The organism is Pseudomonas sp. LBUM1673 (assembly GCF_059695645.1).
The window spans coordinates 3,563,148-3,581,129 of record NZ_CP166780.1 but is presented as its reverse complement, the minus strand read 5'-3'; the positions used below and the strand labels follow the sequence as shown (position 1 = coordinate 3,581,129).

Annotated in this window: 14 protein-coding genes; 5 read left to right on the top strand and 9 right to left on the bottom strand. The window is 59.8% G+C overall.

Features of this window, described 5'->3' with window-relative positions:
- Positions 1–5 precede the first annotated feature (5 nt).
- The 6 genes from ACA044_RS16420 to ACA044_RS16395 form a co-directional block, all read right to left on the bottom strand.
- Positions 6–3,668: a hypothetical protein gene (locus ACA044_RS16420; RefSeq protein ID WP_497442355.1), complete on the bottom strand. Its 3,663-nt coding sequence runs from the start codon at positions 3,666–3,668 to the stop codon at positions 6–8.
- Between the two features lie 500 nt (positions 3,669–4,168).
- A complete protein-coding gene (locus ACA044_RS16415; RefSeq protein ID WP_497442354.1) occupies positions 4,169–5,002 on the bottom strand; it encodes an AraC family ligand binding domain-containing protein in 834 nt (277 codons plus the stop codon).
- Between the two features lie 34 nt (positions 5,003–5,036).
- Positions 5,037–5,540, bottom strand: coding sequence for a VOC family protein (locus ACA044_RS16410; RefSeq protein WP_497442353.1), 504 nt, complete (start codon positions 5,538–5,540; stop codon positions 5,037–5,039).
- A 131-nt stretch (positions 5,541–5,671) separates the two neighbouring features.
- Positions 5,672–8,161 (bottom strand): TonB-dependent siderophore receptor, encoded by a 2,490-nt coding sequence (locus ACA044_RS16405; RefSeq protein WP_497442352.1) that lies wholly within the window; start codon positions 8,159–8,161, stop codon positions 5,672–5,674.
- Positions 8,162–8,265: 104 nt separating this feature from the next.
- Positions 8,266–9,264, bottom strand: coding sequence for a FecR domain-containing protein (locus ACA044_RS16400; RefSeq protein ID WP_497442351.1), 999 nt, complete (start codon positions 9,262–9,264; stop codon positions 8,266–8,268).
- Positions 9,257–9,781, bottom strand: a complete 525-nt coding sequence (locus ACA044_RS16395) for a sigma-70 family RNA polymerase sigma factor (RefSeq protein ID WP_497442350.1) — start codon at positions 9,779–9,781, stop codon at positions 9,257–9,259. The genes ACA044_RS16400 and ACA044_RS16395 overlap by 8 nt, the downstream gene beginning before the upstream one ends.
- A gap of 578 nt (positions 9,782–10,359) precedes the next feature.
- Between ACA044_RS16395 and ACA044_RS16390 the strand changes: the two genes are divergently transcribed.
- The 4 genes from ACA044_RS16390 to ACA044_RS16375 all read left to right on the top strand — a co-directional run bounded on the left by ACA044_RS16390 (position 10,360) and on the right by ACA044_RS16375 (position 14,276).
- Complete coding sequence (locus ACA044_RS16390; protein ID WP_497442349.1) at positions 10,360–10,815, top strand: (2Fe-2S)-binding protein; 456 nt, start codon at positions 10,360–10,362, stop codon at positions 10,813–10,815.
- 24 nt (positions 10,816–10,839) lie between these two features.
- Positions 10,840–13,008 (top strand): xanthine dehydrogenase family protein molybdopterin-binding subunit, encoded by a 2,169-nt coding sequence (locus ACA044_RS16385; RefSeq protein WP_497442348.1) that lies wholly within the window; start codon positions 10,840–10,842, stop codon positions 13,006–13,008.
- A gap of 1 nt (position 13,009) precedes the next feature.
- Positions 13,010–13,588, top strand: coding sequence for a hypothetical protein (locus tag ACA044_RS16380; RefSeq protein WP_497442347.1), 579 nt, complete (start codon positions 13,010–13,012; stop codon positions 13,586–13,588).
- Between the two features lie 73 nt (positions 13,589–13,661).
- Positions 13,662–14,276, top strand: a complete 615-nt coding sequence (locus ACA044_RS16375; RefSeq protein WP_497442346.1) for a GGDEF domain-containing protein — start codon at positions 13,662–13,664, stop codon at positions 14,274–14,276.
- Here ACA044_RS16375 and ACA044_RS16370 read toward each other — a convergent pair.
- Both ACA044_RS16370 and ACA044_RS16365 read right to left on the bottom strand, forming a co-directional pair.
- The gene (locus ACA044_RS16370; protein ID WP_497442345.1) at positions 14,255–15,544 is read right to left on the bottom strand and encodes an amidase; all 1,290 of its coding nucleotides are present in this window, start codon (positions 15,542–15,544) and stop codon (positions 14,255–14,257) included. The two genes, ACA044_RS16375 and ACA044_RS16370, sit on opposite strands and share 22 nt — an antisense overlap.
- On the bottom strand, positions 15,541–15,966 hold the full coding sequence (locus ACA044_RS16365) for a VOC family protein (protein WP_497442344.1): 426 nt from the start codon (positions 15,964–15,966) through the stop codon (positions 15,541–15,543). The genes ACA044_RS16370 and ACA044_RS16365 overlap by 4 nt, the downstream gene beginning before the upstream one ends.
- A gap of 113 nt (positions 15,967–16,079) precedes the next feature.
- Here ACA044_RS16365 and ACA044_RS16360 point away from each other — a divergent pair, with 113 nt between their 5' ends.
- Positions 16,080–16,946 (top strand): LysR family transcriptional regulator, encoded by an 867-nt coding sequence (locus tag ACA044_RS16360; protein WP_497442343.1) that lies wholly within the window; start codon positions 16,080–16,082, stop codon positions 16,944–16,946.
- A gap of 221 nt (positions 16,947–17,167) precedes the next feature.
- Here the strand turns inward: ACA044_RS16360 and fabI are convergent, their stop codons facing one another.
- A complete protein-coding gene (fabI, locus tag ACA044_RS16355) occupies positions 17,168–17,962 on the bottom strand; it encodes an enoyl-ACP reductase FabI (RefSeq protein WP_003202751.1) in 795 nt (264 codons plus the stop codon).
- Positions 17,963–17,982 lie beyond the last annotated feature (20 nt).

Below are 17,982 nucleotides of genomic sequence, written 5' to 3'. Positions count from 1 at the left end.
ACCGGTCAGGCCAGCCCGCTCAATGCATTTTCGGATGTGTGGCTAATCGCATTGAATCGGCCTTTTCTCAGCTCTGCGATGGCATAGATCGCACGGGCTGTACGTCCATTGCCATCGACGAAACTGTGGTAGCCGAGCATTGCTCCCAGCATTTGCCTGGCGAAATGCTCGTTGGCCGGATCAAGTGTCGCCACGTGTTTTTCCAGCAGTGCCGCCCCGGAGACATTGGATGGATAACGAGCCTCCCCGTGAGGGCTGCGCAAACCGCCAGGATCGGCGGGCGCAATGCGTCGATGCAGTTCGGCGTAGACCGTCGGGTCGTTCAGCGGCTTGCTGTTGGCACTGTATTCGAGGAGCAGATTCTTTACGGTATCCAGCTCGTTTCGGGAACTCGACGCGTTGAGGATCCAGGCGGTGGCTCGATCCGTGTTGTCGGTAAGGCCACCAGGATTGAATGTCAGCTCATCGGCAATGCTGTTGAACGGTGCCTGGCCCAGGTCTTTGGTGACAATTGCATTTTGATGGGTGTGCATGGCGGTCAGGTTCTTGTACTCCAGTTGCAAGGTGGTATCGAAGATCTCCGGCAACACCGTGTGATCCTCGAAATGGTGCAGCTGAGCCAGGTTGTACTTTTTTGCTTGCTGCCTTACGAGGCTGTCGACCACTTGCGGATTCATCACTTCCTTGAGCGACTTTACCGGGTCGGACTTGAGCGCTATATCGACAAGGGAGTTTTCCAGCAGGCGCGCCAGCTCCTGTTCGGGGATATGCTTCAGCAGCTTGGCGTCATTGGTGTACAGGTGCTTGAGTATCTGCTCTGCGCTTTCAATGCCATCACTTCTGAAAATCGCTCTGGCGTGGGCCACTGTGTCCAGCGACATGCGAATTTGGGTAGCCGAGCCGGTATGCTCCACGGCCTTTAGCAGGTCATAGCTGTACGCGCCTGTCAGATGACGCAGTTGTTCCCTGGCCAGGTGGGTGGCGGAGAAGGCGTGGTTGCTCAGTTTTGTCGCGCTTCGCCCCAACAGTTTTCCCCCACCCTTGAGCAATTGGGGTAGCCCGTCCAGCGGGTTGAACAGACTGAGGGTTGTACCGATCAACACTCTGGATGAAGACAGCAGCCGGGTGAGTACGGTCGCGGCTTTGGAGCTGATGACGGCAATCTTCCCGGGTATGACAGCAAAAGCCAGCGCCACAGCGGCCACGTCCATGACGCAGCCGAAGATAGCGTTCCTCTGCCTTGAGTCAACACCCGAGGAAAGCTCCTCTATGCACTCCTTGAACGGAATGATCAGGTTGATAAGGGTGTTGAAGATGGCATCGGTCTTTGCAATCGCCCGTTCTCGTTGGGTCTGATCCAAACCGATCTGCTTCAGCTCATCCACGGTGAAATACGGGTTTTCCTGCGCAATAAGCTTGCTGAGTGCTTCTTTGCGGGGCGAGCGGAAGTAGGGGTTCGGATAACTGGAATCTGCGTCATCCGATGATGCCTTGAACTCACCGATCTTGCGGATGAACAACCTGGAACGGGCGTTATCCCGTGGCGTGCTGTTTTGCAGGTAAGCCTGTACATCGATCGGGATGCTCTCGAACTTTTGACGCTCGACAAATTCTGTCTCGAAGCTTTTCGGGTCTATGGTCATCAGTGGACGGAAAAGGGGTTCGAGTTTTGGATTGGACCTGCATTTCAGTCTGATGGGGAACAGTTCATAACAGCGAATCTGTGAATACATCTGGGCGCAGATGAGGATGCCGAATCGACCCGTTTCCCCGGGGAGTGCAGTCAGAGGCCTGACAATTCCGCCGGGTGTAGGCAATGTTGGAAAGCGGGTTGTTGTGTATTTCTGAATGCAATAAATACCCAGGGCGCCGTATTCAATGAAGGGGGCATCGCCCGGAGGCAATTGCGACAGTGCAACTTCGATATTATTGGCCAGCGCTTCTGTCAATCCACGGTAATGCCGGTCAATGGCCTCTTCATATAAGTGGGTAACGGGATACAGCTCGGTCAACCGGGGGAACGATTGGTAGATACTGGGGCCTCTGAGGCGATCCCACTTCTTGTCATGAAGTTCATCGCCCATATAAAGATCGAGTACCGATACTTTCCGCTTGGCTCCGCCGCCGCTATCGATGTGTTTGACCAGCCATTCGTCAGGGTCACAGTCCGGTACCGCGGACGTCAGCTCTTTTAGCGCGAGGGGCTTGCGGTGAGGTATCGGTTGGCCGAGTTTGGCGGCGGCGCTCACTATCTTCTCGATGTACTTGTCGTACTCCTCCGTCGCCAGGGTGACCGCTTGCTGGCTCAAGTTTCCCTTGGTGTCCCGAGTGATGATTTCGTTCATCAATGCCCACGTCACTACCGGATCAACCGTAATAGTGGCCTGCAACGCCGCCAATTGTGGTGTCGCCTTCGATGACTGGCTGAAACCGAGCAGATGTTGATAGGTCAACTTGCGGGTGACACCGGGAATGAGCGCTTCGGCAAAATGTACAGCCTGCGTGCCGACCACCCATCCTGGGGTTCCCGGTTGCAGTTCCGATGGCCAGTCAGCAAACAGGTACTCCGGCGCCATTCCTCCCAGTACCCACTCCGCGACCAGGGGTGCGAGCAGGCTATCGAGGTTGAGACGCTCGACCAGATGCGTTTCCAGGCGAGTGCGAACATAGGAAGGATGCCGGGTCAGGTAGTGAGCCGAATAGAGGTCGAAACCGGCGAATGTTGTGTTGGCACTGTCGGCACCGGGATCGAGGTCAAGCAGCATCGCCGCAATCAGCAACTGCTCGACAAACCCCGGGGGCGGTTTCGGCCCGCTCTCATCGGTGAACCAGCCCAGGGCCTCGAGGTACGCTTGCCCCTGCGCCGAGGCCCAGACCGCAATTTCGATCAGTCTTTGCAAGCGGTAACTCTGGCTGGTGGGCAATTGATCCGCCGAGGTGCTTTCGAGGATCAGGTGAATGCCAAAACTGGCCACCAGGCTGGTTTCACCACCAGTCAAATCCTCGGTCACCTGACGAATGATGGCGCGATTGTGCTCGGTCAGTTTGAACGGGGAGTTGTCGGGAGCGTCCAGCAATTGCCAGTAGTTTCCATACTTGGTGCCGTCAGGCAGGGACGCAAAGTTGAACAGGTCAAGCAGCGCTCGGGCAGCTTCTTCATCGTCTGGCAGCGACAATCCATGGAAGCGCAGCCATTGACCGACGGTCATTTTGTCCCCGGACGTAATCCATCCACCGGTCAACTTGGTCATGTCGGCCAACAGGCCCAGCTCTTTATCCAAATGGGCAATGCCGACCACATTGGCCGTAATGTCTCGGGGAGAAAAATAGACCGTGCTGACGTGGTCAAGGCTGTTCACATTCACATAGCTGTAATAGAGGCGGCCTGTTTTATCCACGAGGAAAGCGGCATTCCGGGGTATGGAGAGTGCGGCACGGATTTTCTGAAACTCGGGGTGTCGGGTCAGTCTCGACAAACACACATTGGCAGGTCGGTGTAGTTGGTCGAAGTTGGAACCTGTTACGCAGTCAGCTGCGATGCGATCCCATGCCCATCCTAATGCCTGCTGGGCATTTTTGTTGCTGATGAAATGGGTGATGGCTTCGGTTATCGCCTGTTTTTGACGCGCGTTTATAGAACTGATGTACATATCGTATGGAGGTTGCATAGTTGAAGATCCATCTTCGTAATGTTGCAAGATTTTAAGTTGTAGTGTTCTGAATGTTTCGGTTGTGCGAGCGGGCGTTAGACGCTGGACTATATTGAACTCGAGAGAGTAAAGGGTGAGAAGGTAATAAGTCCCAATGCTTATGTATCTGTGAGTTTCATATTTTATGAAGTCGAATGGCAGCGGCTTATTAAAGCTCGGCTTTCGCCCAATGCTCTTCACTTAAGAGCGTTTTGAGTCAAAAAAAACTGTGGCGAGGGAGCTTGCTCCCGCTTGAGTGCGTAGCACTCACAAAAATCGGCAGGGTTGGAGATTTTTTGGGGCCGCTGCGCAGCCCAGCGCGAGCAAGCTCGCTCGCCACAAAGGTAGGCATGACTGATGAGCGCGCTTTAAGTGAACAGCATTGCGGCTTTCGCCTGGCTTACTAAGTGTGAGGCCGGGAAGTGTATGTGCGTAATAGCGCGTCACAGGGCCTGACGCTTGCCAGGCCAACTTGTCCTTCAACCGCGATACTGCCCCGGTGTCGCCGCCAGATGTTGTTTAAACGCGCGCTGAAAATGCGCCTGGTCGGCAAACCCGGCTTCCAGCGCCACATCGGCGATCAACCTGCCGCTGCGCAGTCGGTCCCGGGCGAACTGGATGCGCTGGTTGACCAGGAACGCATGAGGCGTCATGCCGTAATGCTGCTTGAAGGCGCGGATCAGGTAGGACGGCGACAGTTGCGCCGCCTCGCAAATGTCTTCGAGTTTGAGCAGGTGCGTGCAGTTGTCACGAATATAGTTGGCGGCCCGTTCCAGTTTGAAATTGGGTTCGCGCAGCGGTTGATCGATGGGATTGAGCCGCTGTTGCACCTCGGTGAAAAACTCCACCGCCGCACTGTGTTTGCGCAGCACGTCTTGCTGCTGATCGACCAACACCTCGTACAAGTTCTTCAGGCCGGCGAACAGCTCCACGTCGCGATTGTGGGTGACGGAAAATCGGCGAAACGCCGAGTCCTGGCTGAAGCCGAGCTGATGCTGTAAATCGGTCAGCCAGGGCGTTTCGACATAGAGCATCAGGTACGACCAGGGCTGGTCGTCGATCGGATTGCAGGCATGCACATCGCCGGGGTTCATCAACACCACGGTGCCAGCGCTGACCTGACACTCCGATTGCTCGTGGAGGTAGGTGCTGCGCCCGGCGGTGATCGCGCCAATGGAAAAGTGCGCGTGGGAATGCAAGCTGTAGCAGACCTCGCGACCGTCGGCGATGGAACGGGCTTCGATGAAGGGCAGGGCGTCGTCGCGCCAGAAGCGTGGGGCTTTGTCTGCATCTTTGGCGACGGTGTGCTTCATCTCGGTGTCCTCGGCAGGCCAGCGCCTGAGTGTATTAGCTCTGGCCGGCAAAGGCTCGCTCCAGTTCGGCGATGTCGAGCTTTTTCATCTGCAACATCGCTTGCATGGCACGCTGGGATTTTGCCGTGTCGGCGTCTTGCATCATGTGCATCAGCGCCACGGGCACGATCTGCCACGACACGCCGAATTTGTCCTTCAGCCAGCCGCATTGCTGCGCCTGTACAGGGCCACCGGCAGACAGGTTGCCCCAGAAGTGGTCGACTTCTTCCTGGTTCTGGCAGTTGACCTGGAACGACACCGCTTCGTTGAAGGTGAATACCGGTCCGCCATTGAGTCCGGTGAAGGCATGGCCATCGAGCTCGAAACTGACGGTCATCACCGAACCTTCCGCACGGCCATGGATTTCCTGACCAGCCTTGCCGTAATGGGTGATGGCGGTGAGTCTTGAGTGATCGAAGATCGAGCAATAAAACTTCGCCGCCGCTTCGGCCTGATCGTCGAACCACAGGCAGGGTGTGAGTTTTGGAAAGCGTTGCATGGCGGTTGTCCTCGGCAGGTTGAACACGCTGGATTATCAGCGTAGTCAGTCCGCCGTGGACGGGTGGCGCCGTAGATCGACAACTCGCAAGAAAACGGCTGCCGATCCTTCGGCAGCGCTTGGAATCGCTATCAAAAATCCCACTTGGTCGTCAGTTGCAGGCTGCGCGGTTCGCCGTAGAAACCGGTGCCGAAATTGCCGAGTCCGGTGTAGTAGGTCTTGTCGAACAGGTTCTTTACGTTGACGGTCGCGCTCAGGTGATCGTTGAAGCGATAGCGTGCCATCAGGTCCACCAGGTAGTAGCTGTCCTGGGTGATGCGTGAGTACTGGCCGAAGTTGACGGTGTCGGTGGGGTTGGGCTGGAACACGTTGCCGAAAAACTCGCTTTGCCAGTTCACACCGCCGCCAACGGTCAGGTTTTCCCATGCGCCGGGCAGTCGATAGGTGCTGAATACGCGCACCACTTGTTCCGGGGCGGTGGTTTGCAGCACCGAGCCGTAGACGTAATCGCCTTTGGCATCGCGGGTGTGGTTGTAGGTGTAACCGGCCGACAGGTTCCAGCCGTCCATCACTTCACCGGCCAGCTCGAACTCGAAACCTTTGGTGGTCGCGCCCTGGGCGGCGCTGTACACCGACTCGGTCTCGAAGCCGCTGACGTACTGGGCGATGTTGTCCTGTTCAATGCGGAATACCGCGAAGCTGGCGTTCAGGCGCCCACCAAAGTATTCGGCCTTGATGCCGGCTTCGTAGCTGTCGCCTTCCACCGGGTCGAGCAGTTGGCGCGTGGCGTCCTTGCTCATTTGCGGCTGATAAATACTGGTGTAGCTGGTGTACAGCGAATAGGTGTCGTTGAGGTCGTAGATCAGCCCGGCGTAAGGGGTGACCACGCCCGTCTGGCGGTAGCTGTCGCGCACGTCGGGCGTGTTCGGGTCGCTGTAGTCGAGGTGGTCGCTGCCCTTGAAATCGCTGACCCGGCCGCCGAGGATCACCGACAGATCATCGGTGGGCTTGAGCCGGGTCGCCAGGTAGGCACCGGTCTGGCGCTGGACGATATCGTTATCGCCGATGCGCGGGATGTCCGGTTTGGCGAAGTCGCCGCGCCAGTCGAAGATACTGCTGTCCAGGGCTGGATAGACCGAGCCGTGCACCGGGATGTCCTGGCGGGCGTTCATCGACATGAAACCGGCGATCAATTCATGCTCGCGGCCGAACAGACTGAAGGGGCCGGTGAGGTTGATGTCGATGTTGTCCTGAACCTGATCGCCCTTGAACTTGCCCATGTACATGAACATGCCGTTACCGGTGACCGGGTCCGGATTGCCGCCGCTGGCGGAGCCGAGCAGGGTGTCGTGCTGGCGGTGTTTGCGGTCGTAGCTGACTTTCAGTGTCCAGTCGTGGGCCAGTCGTTGTTCCACGGAGGCGAATATCGTCTGGTTGGTGAAGTCGCGACGGCTCCAGTCGGTGGCCGGGTTGAAGGAGCGGGAGAAGTTCGTGCGCGAGCCGTCGCTGGAGTACATCGGGAAACCGGTCCAGCTGGCGCCGCGCGAACGGGTATTTTGCTGGTCCATGCCGAAGGTCAGCAGGGTGTCCGGGGTCAGGTCCGCTTCGAGGATGCCGTAGGCGATGTCCTTGGTGTTCTGGTAGTGATCCATGTAGGCGCTGCGATCCTGATAGACCCCGACGAACCGCCCGCGCACGTTGCCGCTTTCGGTCAGCGGGCCGGAAATGTCGCCTTCGCTGCGATAGTTGTCCCAGGAGCCGACCGTGCCGGCGATCGACGCCTTGAATTCTTTGGTGGGGCGCTTGCGGATCAGGTTGACGGTGGCCGAGGGATCGCCCGAGCCGGTCATCAGGCCCGTGGCGCCTTTGATGATTTCAACGCGGTCGAAGGTCGCCATGTCGGTGCTGGTGGTGCCGTAATCGTAGACACCGTCATAGTCGGTATTGACGCCGTCGTACTGGAAGTTGGTGATCGGCAGGCCGCGACTGGAAAACTCCCAGCGTTCGCTGTCGTAGTTCTGCACGCTGACGCCGGGGGCTCGGCGCAGGGTGTCGGCGATGCTGGTGGAGCCCTGGTCGTCCATTTGCTGACGGGTGATGACGGTCACTGACTGCGGTGTTTCGCGCAGGGACAGCGGCAGGCCGGTGGCCGAAGACGTCGAACCGGTGGTATAGGAATGGGTGTCTTCAGTGGTGGCGCCGAGCCCCTGACCGGAAATGTTCGTGGCGTCCAGTTCCAGCGCACCTTGCGAGGCAGGCGCTGCTTGCAATACATAGCCGCCGTTGCCTTGGGGGCTGGCTTGCAGGCCGCTGCCTTGCAACAGACGCTGCAACGCTTGCGAGTCGGTGTAGTCGCCATCAAGGCCGGGGCTGCTCTTGCCGGCGGCGAGGTCGTTGTGGCCGGCGAGGAAGACGCCGCTCTGCTCGGCGAAGCGATTGAGTACGCTGGCCAATGGTCCCGCGGCTATCGAGTAGTGGCGTGTCCGGGGGCTGGACTGTTCACTGGCACCCGTGGTGTCTGCTTGAGCGAGCGTCGCTGAAAAACTCAGAAATGCGGCCGGGAGAGCCAGCGCCAAGGGGCGCAGGGCAAAACGAGTGCGGGTGAAGGCGTTGCGTGACATGGCGTTCCCTGGAATCAGTTCGATCGGCAATGTGAGGTGCTTCTGAGGGGTTAACCGAACGAAAAAGGCAAAAGGGAACCGATTGCCGAAAAAGAGTTTGCTGCTCAGACTTTCGGGCCGACGCTGACCCACCAGGGGAAGGTCTTTTGCACCCGGATCGGCAATGCCGCTTCCAGCAGGCGCAATGCCTGATCGGTGTCCTTGAGCGGGAACGAGCCCATGACCGGCAGCTCGGCGACTTCCGGATCGCAGTGCAAATGCCCCGGACGGTAGCGATTCAATTCGTCGATCAACTGGCCCAGTGGCAGGTTGTCTGCCAGCAGCAGGCCTTGACGCCAGGCTTCCCGCGAGGGACTGGCGGCAGTGGTCAGCGCCATTGCGTTGTTGGTGAAGGCCAGTTGTCGACCGGCCTCGACGACCTGCAACGCGCCCTGGCGGGTGCGGACTTCGACCGCGCCTTCATAGACGTTCAGCAATGTCTGTCGCTCCTCCTGGCGAACACTGAAGCGGGTACCCAGCGCCCGCAGTCGCCCTTGGGCGGTTTCCACCAAAAACGGTCGGCCGGGGTCCTTGGCGGTGTCGATCAACACTTCGCCGCACTGCAACTGCAGCAAGCGTTGTGTGGCATCGAAGCGGACATTCAGCGCACTGAGTGCATTCAGCCAGATTCGGCTGCCGTCGTTGAGCACGGTTTCGCGGGTTTCCCCGGTGCCGGTGGAGAGGTCGGCCGTAAGCCGTCCGAGGGTTTCCGGCAGCGGTGTGCCGCGCCAGGCGGCCCATCCCGTCAGGCTGCCGGCGGTGAGGATCAGCAGGCTTTTGAGGGTCTGGCGGCGACTGATTGGCGAGCGTCCGGTGCTGCGCAAGACCTGGCTGACAGCCTGTTGCTCGCTGTGGTTTTGCAGCGGCGTGAAGCGCTGGCCGACCCGTTCGATGTAGCGCCAGGCGTCCTGATGATCGGCACTTTGGGCCAGCCAGGCCTGCCAGCGCAGGCATTCGTGATCGGCCACTTGTGGGTCGTGGAGTTGCACATACCACTGGGCCGCTTGCTCGAGGCTGGCATGGCTGAGTTTTTTCAAGGAGGCAGCGGGCGCGGGATTATTCAATCAACAGCCCATCGAGTTCGGCCTCGAGGATCGCGCAATGCATCATGGCCTGGGCCAGGTATTTCTTGACCATGCGCTCGCTGACGCCGATCTCGCTGGCAATCAGTTTGTAGGGCATGCCGTGCAGCTGAGCCAGGATAAATGCATCGCTGACCCGCTTGGGCAGACGTTGCAGCAGGGCGTCCACTTCGTGCAGGGTCTCGACGATGATCGCCCGTTGTTCCGGCGAAGGTTGCAAGGCGGGAGGCCGTGTGGCCAAGGTCTGCAGCCAGGCTTGCTCCAACTGCCGACGACGCCAGTGATCAATGCACAAACCGCGAGCAATGGTCGCCAGATAGGAGCGCTCGCGAACCTCGCAGTCGAACGCCTGCGGCCGCTTGAGCACTCGCATGAAGGTGTCATGAGCCAGGTCCGCGGCATCCATTGCATTGCTGAGGCGTCGACGCAACAACTCGTACAGCCATCGGTGGTGGCAGGTATAGAGGTTTTGAACCAAAGAGGAATCGACGACTGTCATTGAGCGCACATGTCCATGGCGACCGGAGTGGCGTCGCGGGTGCAAATAAGAATTGGTCGCGATTAAAGCAAATGACCGGAAGTCACGCAAATGATATTGGTTTGCTTTTAGCTGGCCCGGGCCCGCTTCCGATCACCCGCGTAGCCGGGTATCCGCGTAGCAGCTGCCGAGCCTGCGAGGCTGCGAAGCAGTCGTGAATCAGATATCGCGGAGCATCAGGAAAACCTCGCATACAGGGTTTACGACGGCTGCGCCGCCGAACGCAGCCTCGCAAGCTCGGCAGCTGCTACGAGCGCGGCGGCAGCGACCGGTGGTCGATGAACATGGCTTGTGGGTCAAATTGCGCTTAGCTGTAGGGATAACCCAAGGCGCGCGTAATCGCCGACCTTGTAGGAGCGAAGCTTGTGGCGAGGGGGCTTGCCCCCGTTGGACTGCGAAGCTGTCCTAAAACCTGCAATCTCGTACTGCCAAGCACACCGGCACGCACTGGATTTGCGACTGCTTCGCAGCCGAACGGGGGCAAGCCCCCTCGCCACGAGGCGCCCCTTCAGAACACCGTGAGTCTGAGGAAACCCGCAATGCTGACCCTTAACATCAATGGCAAGGACCAGGAACTGGATGTCCCGGCGGACATGCCGTTGCTCTGGGTGCTGCGCGATGTCGCGCACCTGACGGGCACCAAATTCGGTTGCGGCATGGCCCAGTGTGGCGCCTGCACCGTACACGTCGACGGCGCGCCGCTGCGCTCCTGCATTACGCCCGCCACGGCGGTGGCCCACGGGCAGAAAATTCTCACCATCGAAGGCCTGTCCAGCGACGGCTCGCACCCGGTGCAACAGGCCTGGGCCGAGCTCGACGTGGTCCAGTGCGGTTATTGCCAATCCGGGCAGATCATGTCGGCGGCAGCGTTGCTGGCGAAGATCCCCCAGCCCACCGACAGCGACATCGACCAGGCGCTGTCCGGCAACATTTGCCGCTGCGGCACCTACCCAAGAATCCGCGCCGCGGTCAAACGCGCCGCCGAGATCGGTTGATGCTACATCGAAGGGAGCTGAGCAATGAACAGTATCAACCCTGTGTCGCGTCGTGGTTTTCTCAAGGGCAGTGCATTGCTTGGCGGTGGTCTGGTGGTGGCGTTTGTCATCCCTGGCGCCCATCGCTTTGCCCACGGTGCCGAGAATCAAGGGGACGTCTTCGCGCCTAATGCCTTTTTACGGATTGGCAACGACAACAGCATCATCGTGCTGCTGGGCCATTCGGAAATGGGCCAGGGCATCTGGACTGGCCTGACCATGTTGATCGCCGAAGAGCTGGACGCCGACTGGTCGAAAATCCGCGTCGAACATGCGCCAGCTTCGGCCGCCGATTATGGCCTGCCGGCGTTTGGCGGGATGCAGATCACCGGCGGTTCGACCTCGACCTGGATGGAGTTCGACCGCTATCGCCAGGCCGGGGCGGCGGCGCGCTTGATGCTGATCGAGGCGGCGGCCAAGCGATTCAACGTCGCACCTTCGCAGATTCTCACCGAGTCGGGGGTGGTCATTGCTGGTGACAAGCGCGCGACTTACGGCGAATTGGCGGATGACGCCGGTAAGTTGCCGGTGCCGGATCCGGCCTCGATCAAGTTCAAGGAAGCCAAGGACTGGAAAGTCATCGGCAAACCCACCAAGCGCCTCGATACCCCGGAGAAAATCACCGGGCGCGCCAAGTTCGGCATGGACGTGCAATTCGACGGGCTCATGACGGCGATGGTCGCTCGCCCGCCGGTGTTCGGTGGCAGCGTCAGATCCTTCGAAGGTGCCGAGGCGCTGGCGGTACCAGGCGTGCACAAAGTGGTGCAGGTGCCCACGGGTGTCGCGGTGATTGCCGATCATTATTGGGCGGCGAAGTTGGGGCGCGATGCGCTGAAGGTCGAATGGGACCTGGGCCCCAATAGCGGGCTCGACAGTCAGAAGTTGCTGGAGAGCTTCCGTAAACTTGCCGCCACCCCCGGCATCTCGGCCAGTCAGGCCGGCGATACGGCAGCGGCGCTAGGCAAAGCGGCGAAGACGATTGAGGCTGAATACAGCGTGCCGTACCTGGCCCACGCACCGATGGAACCGCTCAATTGCACGGTGAAAATCTCCAAGGACAAATGCGAAATCTGGACCGGCACACAGTTTCAGACGCTGGATCAGATGATCGCGGGGAAAATCACCGGGCTCAAACCCGAACAGGTCGAGATCCACACCCAGTTTCTCGGTGGCGGCTTCGGGCGCCGAGCCAACCCGACCTCGGATTTTGTCAGCGAAGCCGTGTACGTCGCCAAGGCTGCGGGTGGGCCGGTGAAAACCGTCTGGTCTCGGGAAGATGACATTCGCGGCGGTTACTACCGCTCGGCGTTCCTGCATCAGGCACGCATCGGGCTGGGTGCCGACGGCATGCCGATGGCCTGGAAGCATGTGCTGGTCGGGCAGTCGATTCTGGTCGGCACGTCGTTCGAGGCGACCATGGTCAAGAATGGCGTCGACAAAACCTCCGTCGAAGGCGTGGCCGACAGCCCTTATCTTGAAGGGCTGGCCAATCACCAGGTCGATCTGCATTCACCGCAAACCGGTATCAGCGTGCTGTGGCTGCGGTCGGTAGGGCACACCCACACCGCATTCGTCATGGAATCGTTGATCGATGAACTGGCAGACGCGGCCGGCAAAGATCCGGTGGAATACCGACGGGCCTTGCTCAAGGCCCATCCGCGGCATTTGGGTGTGCTGAACCTGGCTGTCGAGAAAGCCAACTGGAAGGCGCCATTGCCGGACGGTCACGCGTTGGGCGTGGCGGTGCATGAGTCCTTTGGCAGTTACGTCGCCCAGGTGGCCGAGGTGTCGCAGGACAACCTGGCGATTCGCGTGCACCGGGTGGTGTGTGCGGTGGACTGCGGCATTGCGGTCAACCCGCAGGGCATCGCCGCGCAGATGGAGTCAGGCATCACCTTTGGTCTGGGATTTACCTTGCACAGCAAACTGACGTTCAAGGACGGTCAGGTGGAGCAGTCCAATTATCACGACTATCAGGTACTGCGCCTGAACGAGATGCCGGTGGTCGAGGTGCATATCGTCCCCAGCAGCGACAAACCCGGCGGCATCGGCGAGGTCGGTGTACCGCCCGTGGCGCCGGCAGTGGCGAACGCGGTGTTTGCCCTGACCGGGCAGCGCCTGCGGGAACTGCCGCTGCAACTGTCGGGGGTGTGAGATGAGGCGACATGTGTTTCTTGGTGCGGTGGTGTTGATCGGGCTGAGTGGCTATGCCCCGGACCTGTTCGCTGACGATAAAGAGGCCGTGAAGGCGTTCGAGACGGTGCAAAGGGTGTTCCAGAGTCCGCGTTGTCAGAACTGTCATATCCCCGGCGATTCGCCGTTGCAGTTCGACGCCGGTATACCTCATGCAATGAATGTGGTGCGTGGGATGGACGGTAAGGGAGCGGCTGGTTTGCCGTGTGCCAGCTGTCATGCCCAAAGCAATCCGCCAGCCAGTTATGGGGCTCACGCGCCGCCCGGGGCGCCGCATTGGAGCCTGCCGCCGGCCGCGCACAAAATGGCCTGGATCGGTCTGCCGCCCGACAAGTTGTGCGCGATGATCAAAGACCGTTCCAGTAATGGCGATCGTGATTTTGCGGCACTGATCAAGCATGTCAGCGAGGACAAACTGGTGCTTTGGGGCTGGCATCCGGGTGAGGGACGGGCGCCGGTGCCGGTGCCCCACGACATCTTCGTCACCCAGTTCAAGCGCTGGGCAGATGCTGGAGGGCCGTGTCCGGTGGCAGGTAGCTGACCAGCGGCGCGTTTATAGGGAGTCATACCGGGTGTGAGCGACTCTAACGTTCATATCCATCAAGGAGTGAGTGATGCTAACCCCAGGCAAACTGGTCAAACACGGCGCTGTCGCAGACACCTTGCGCACGCCGAACGTCCTCGACAGTGCAGTGCAGGATCGCGATGTACTGCGCGACCTGGCGCGCAAGGCCGAGCAAGAGTTGATGGCGGTGCAGATGGCGAGCATGGATGAGTTGACGCTGCTCTCCAATCGTCATGGCTTCGAGGCCTTGGCCCGGTTGGGGCTGGAGGCCTGTCAGCAGTTGGGAAAACCCGCGACCTTGCTGTTTTTCGACCTTGATGACTTCAAGCGCATCAACCAGCTGTACGGTCGCGCCGAGGGCGACAATGCCCTGAAAACCTTTGCCGATGTGCTGCGCATCGCCTTTCGTGAAAGCGATGTGATCGGCCGGCTGGGCAGCGATGAGTTTGCCGCCTTATTGACCGGCTCCAACGCGGTGGAGGTTGGCGCGGTCAGAGCGCGACTCGAAGAAATACTCGATGAGCGCAATGCCACGGTGCATCGTGGGTACGACATTCGTTTCAGTGTCGCGCAAATCGAATTCGATCCCGCCCATCACAAAACAGTCGATGGCCTGATGCGGGCGCTCGATGAGGTTCGCCATCAAGGCCCGGTTGAGTTTTGAGGGCTGCCCTGCAAGTCCGCTGCAACCCGGGATGCTGTTCGCAGTAACCAACCGTCGTGCCTGAACCGCCCGATCATCTGCAGTCCGATCGGTAGTTGCGCTTCGTCGCGGGGCAGAGGGATATTCACCTGCGGCCAGCCGAACGCTCCCCAGAACTTGATGAAGTCCGACGGTCCGGTGCTTTCCAGGCCCATCGGCGCGACTATCCCGCAAGAGGCGCCGAGCATGGCGTCGAAGGGTTGGCAAAGCTCATTCAAGCGTGGGGCAAGATTGGCCAGGCGTGCCTTGGCAGCGGACTCCTGCTCCCATGTTGTGGCCGCCGCTCGCTCGAACATGGCCAGTGTCGAAGGGCTCAATTGTGCCCGGTGTTGTTGGCATTCCTTCGCCAGCGAGCGGGCACCTTCGCAATCGTTGATCAACTGATGATCGTCGAACACACCGGCAAACTCATCCGGCAGCCGCACTTCGCTGACGTGATGGCCGGCGCTGCGCAACTGATCCACTGCCTGCTCCAGAGCGCGGGCCACCTCGGGATCCACCTGATCCCAGCGCGACGTGCGGCAGAAACCCAATTGCAGCGCACGCCGCTCGACGTCAGGTACTACGAAGCCAGGAATCAACACTCGCGCCACGAGGTGTAGATCGCGCACCGATCGACCGTACCAGCCCACGGTGTCGAAGCTCGGCGCCAGCGGTTTCACACCTTCCAGCGATACCAGGCCCAACGACGGTTTGAAGGCGAAGAGGCCGCAGTAAGACGCCGGCTTGAGCAACGAGCCAGCGGTCTGGGTGCCCAGCGCCAAGGCAAAGAAACCCGCCGCCATCCCGGCTGCCGAACCCGCGCTGGAACTGCCCGGCGTGCGGGCGAGGTCGTAGGGGTTGCGGGTCGGGCCGGTGTGCATGTACGCAAACTCGGTGGTGTGGGTCTTGCCCATGATCAGCGCGCCGGCCTGGCGTAGCAGTGTCACGACGTGGGCGTCCCGGGAGGGTTGATGGCCGGCGTAAATGGGCGAATAGAATTGCGTCGGATAGGCAGCGGTGTCGAAGATGTCCTTGATGCCCACGGGTACGCCGGCCAACAGGCCTCGGCCATTGTTTTGCGCCACATCGGCGCGAACCTGCCGGGCATCGAACGAGACGAAGGCCTGGATGTCCGGCTCGAGCGCCTGAATGCACTCAAGAAAGTACTCGGCGATGGCCGCAACGCTCGTCTCGCCATGGGTGACTGCCTCGCTGAGGGCGGTGGCATCAAGGGTAGGGCCGATCATTTGGCGAACAACTGGTCGATGTTCTTGAACGCCTTGAATTCCAGAGCGTTGCCGCAGGGGTCGAAGAGAAACATCGTGGCTTGTTCGCCCACCGATCCCTGAAAGCGAATACCCGGCTCGATCACGAAGTGCGTACCAAGGGCTTTCAAGCGCTCTGCCAGGGTTTCCCATTCCTCCATCCCCAATACCACACCGAAATGCGGCACCGGTACGTCGTGACCATCCACGGCGTTGGTATGGGCGGCTTCCTGAGAAGCGTTTTTCGGTGCCAGATGAATCACCAGTTGATGCCCGAAAAAGTTGAAATCGACCCAGTGATCGCTGGATCGACCTTCTTCCAGGCCGAACACTTCGCCATAGAAGCGCCGGGCCGCGGCCAAATCGTAAACCGGGATAGCCAAGTGAAAAGGGGACAGTTGCATCGGACGTGCCTCGACGGGTTGGGAGTTGAGGCTGAGTTTAGTCCTGTGCTTTTTGATTGAAAGACGATAGTTTTTGCAGCGAGCTCAAATTATTTCGATCAATTGGGGGCCACATGCTGCGGGAGCTGAAAACCTTCATTGCTGTGACGCGTCATGGCACATTCGCAGCGGCAGGCATGCACATCGGCCTGACCCAGTCGGCGGTCAGCGCGCAGATCCGCAACCTCGAACAGGCGTTGGGCATACGCCTGTTCGATCGCACCGGACGTCAGGCAATTCTCAATGCGGCGGGGCAGCGGGCGTTGCCGATGGCTCGGGAAATGCTTGAGACTTTCAGCCGCATGGCCGTCAGTGATGGCGTCGGCGAGTTTCGTGGTGAATTGAAGATCGGCGCGGTGGCCACCGTCCAGACCGGGTTGTTGCCCCGGGCGCTGTTGCGACTCAGGCAGCAGGCGCCATTGCTGGAGGCGAAACTGGTACCGGGGGTATCCCTGAGCCTGTTGAGTCAGGTGGACACCGGCGAAGTGGACCTGGCGATTCTGATCAAGCCACCGTTCGAATTACCCAAGGAATTGTCGGTGCAAGTCATTCGCCGGGAGCCGTTTGTGCTGATCGTGCCGGCAGACCTTGAGGGCGACGACCCGCTGCTGTTACTCGCCAATCACCCCCACGTACGCTACGACCGCAATTCCTTCGGTGGACGATTGGTGACTCGCTTTTTGCGCGAGCAGCAGATTGATGTGCAGGTGGCTCTGGAGCTGGATGAGCTGGAAGCCATCGTCAAAATGGTCGAATGCGGATTGGGTGTTTCACTCTTGCCCGAGGCGGGGCTGTGGCTTGAGCATGGGGCCAAGGTCCGGATCATCCCGTTGGGTGAGCTGACGTTCTACCGGGAGATCGTGCTGTTGCAGCGTTATAGCCAGCGTACACAACCGATCCAGCAGTTGTTTGCCCGGTGTTTGACACAGATCGACGACTGAACGCTAACCCCTGTGGGAGTAGTGAGCACAAAATCTGTGTCCGGCGCGGACTACTGTGGGAGTGGGCTTGCCCGCGATGAGGTCATCACATCCAACATTGATGTTGCCTGACACTCCACAATCGCGGGCAAGCCCGCTCCCACAGTTGATCGAGTGCGCTGCAAGATTGCAGGCATAAAAAAACCCGCCAATCGGCGGGTTTCTTCATGGCTGACCGAAGATCACTCTTCGATGTTGCCCATGGCGGTGGTGTTGAAGCCGCCGTCTACGTACATGATTTCGCCGCTGATGCCGGACGCCAGGTCCGAGCACAGGAAGGCGCCGGCGTTGCCGACTTCTTCGATGGTGACGTTACGACGCAGCGGGGTTTGCGCTTCGTTGGCAGCCAGCATTTTGCGGAAGTTCTTGATGCCGGAAGCGGCGAGGGTGCGGATCGGGCCAGCCGATACACAGTTGACGCGGGTGCCATCCGGGCCCAGGGAACCGGCCAGGTAACGCACGCCAGCTTCCAGCGAAGCCTTGGCCATGCCCATCACGTTGTAGTTCGGCATGGTGCGCTCGGCGCCCAGGTACGACAGGGTCAGCAGGCTGCCATTGCGGCCTTTCATCATTTCGCGACCCGCCTTGGCCAGGGCCACGAAGCTGTAGGCGCTGATGTCGTGAGCGATGCGGAAACCTTCACGGGTGGTGGCTTCGGTGAAGTCGCCGTCCAGTTGGTCGCCCGGGGCGAAGCCGACGGAGTGCACGATGCAGTCCAGGCCGTCCCACTTTTTGCTCAACTCTTCGAAGACCTTGGCGATTTCTTCATCGCTGGCCACGTCGCATGGAAAGCACAGCTCAGGGCTCGAGCCCCAGCCTTGTGCGAACTCTTCGACACGACCCTTGAGTTTGTCGTTCTGATAAGTGAAGGCAAGCTCAGCGCCCTCGCGATGCATGGCAGCAGCGATGCCGGATGCGATGGACAGCTTGCTGGCGACACCGACGATCAGTACGCGCTTACCGGCGAGAAAACCCATGTGTTGCTCCTCTCTTTCAG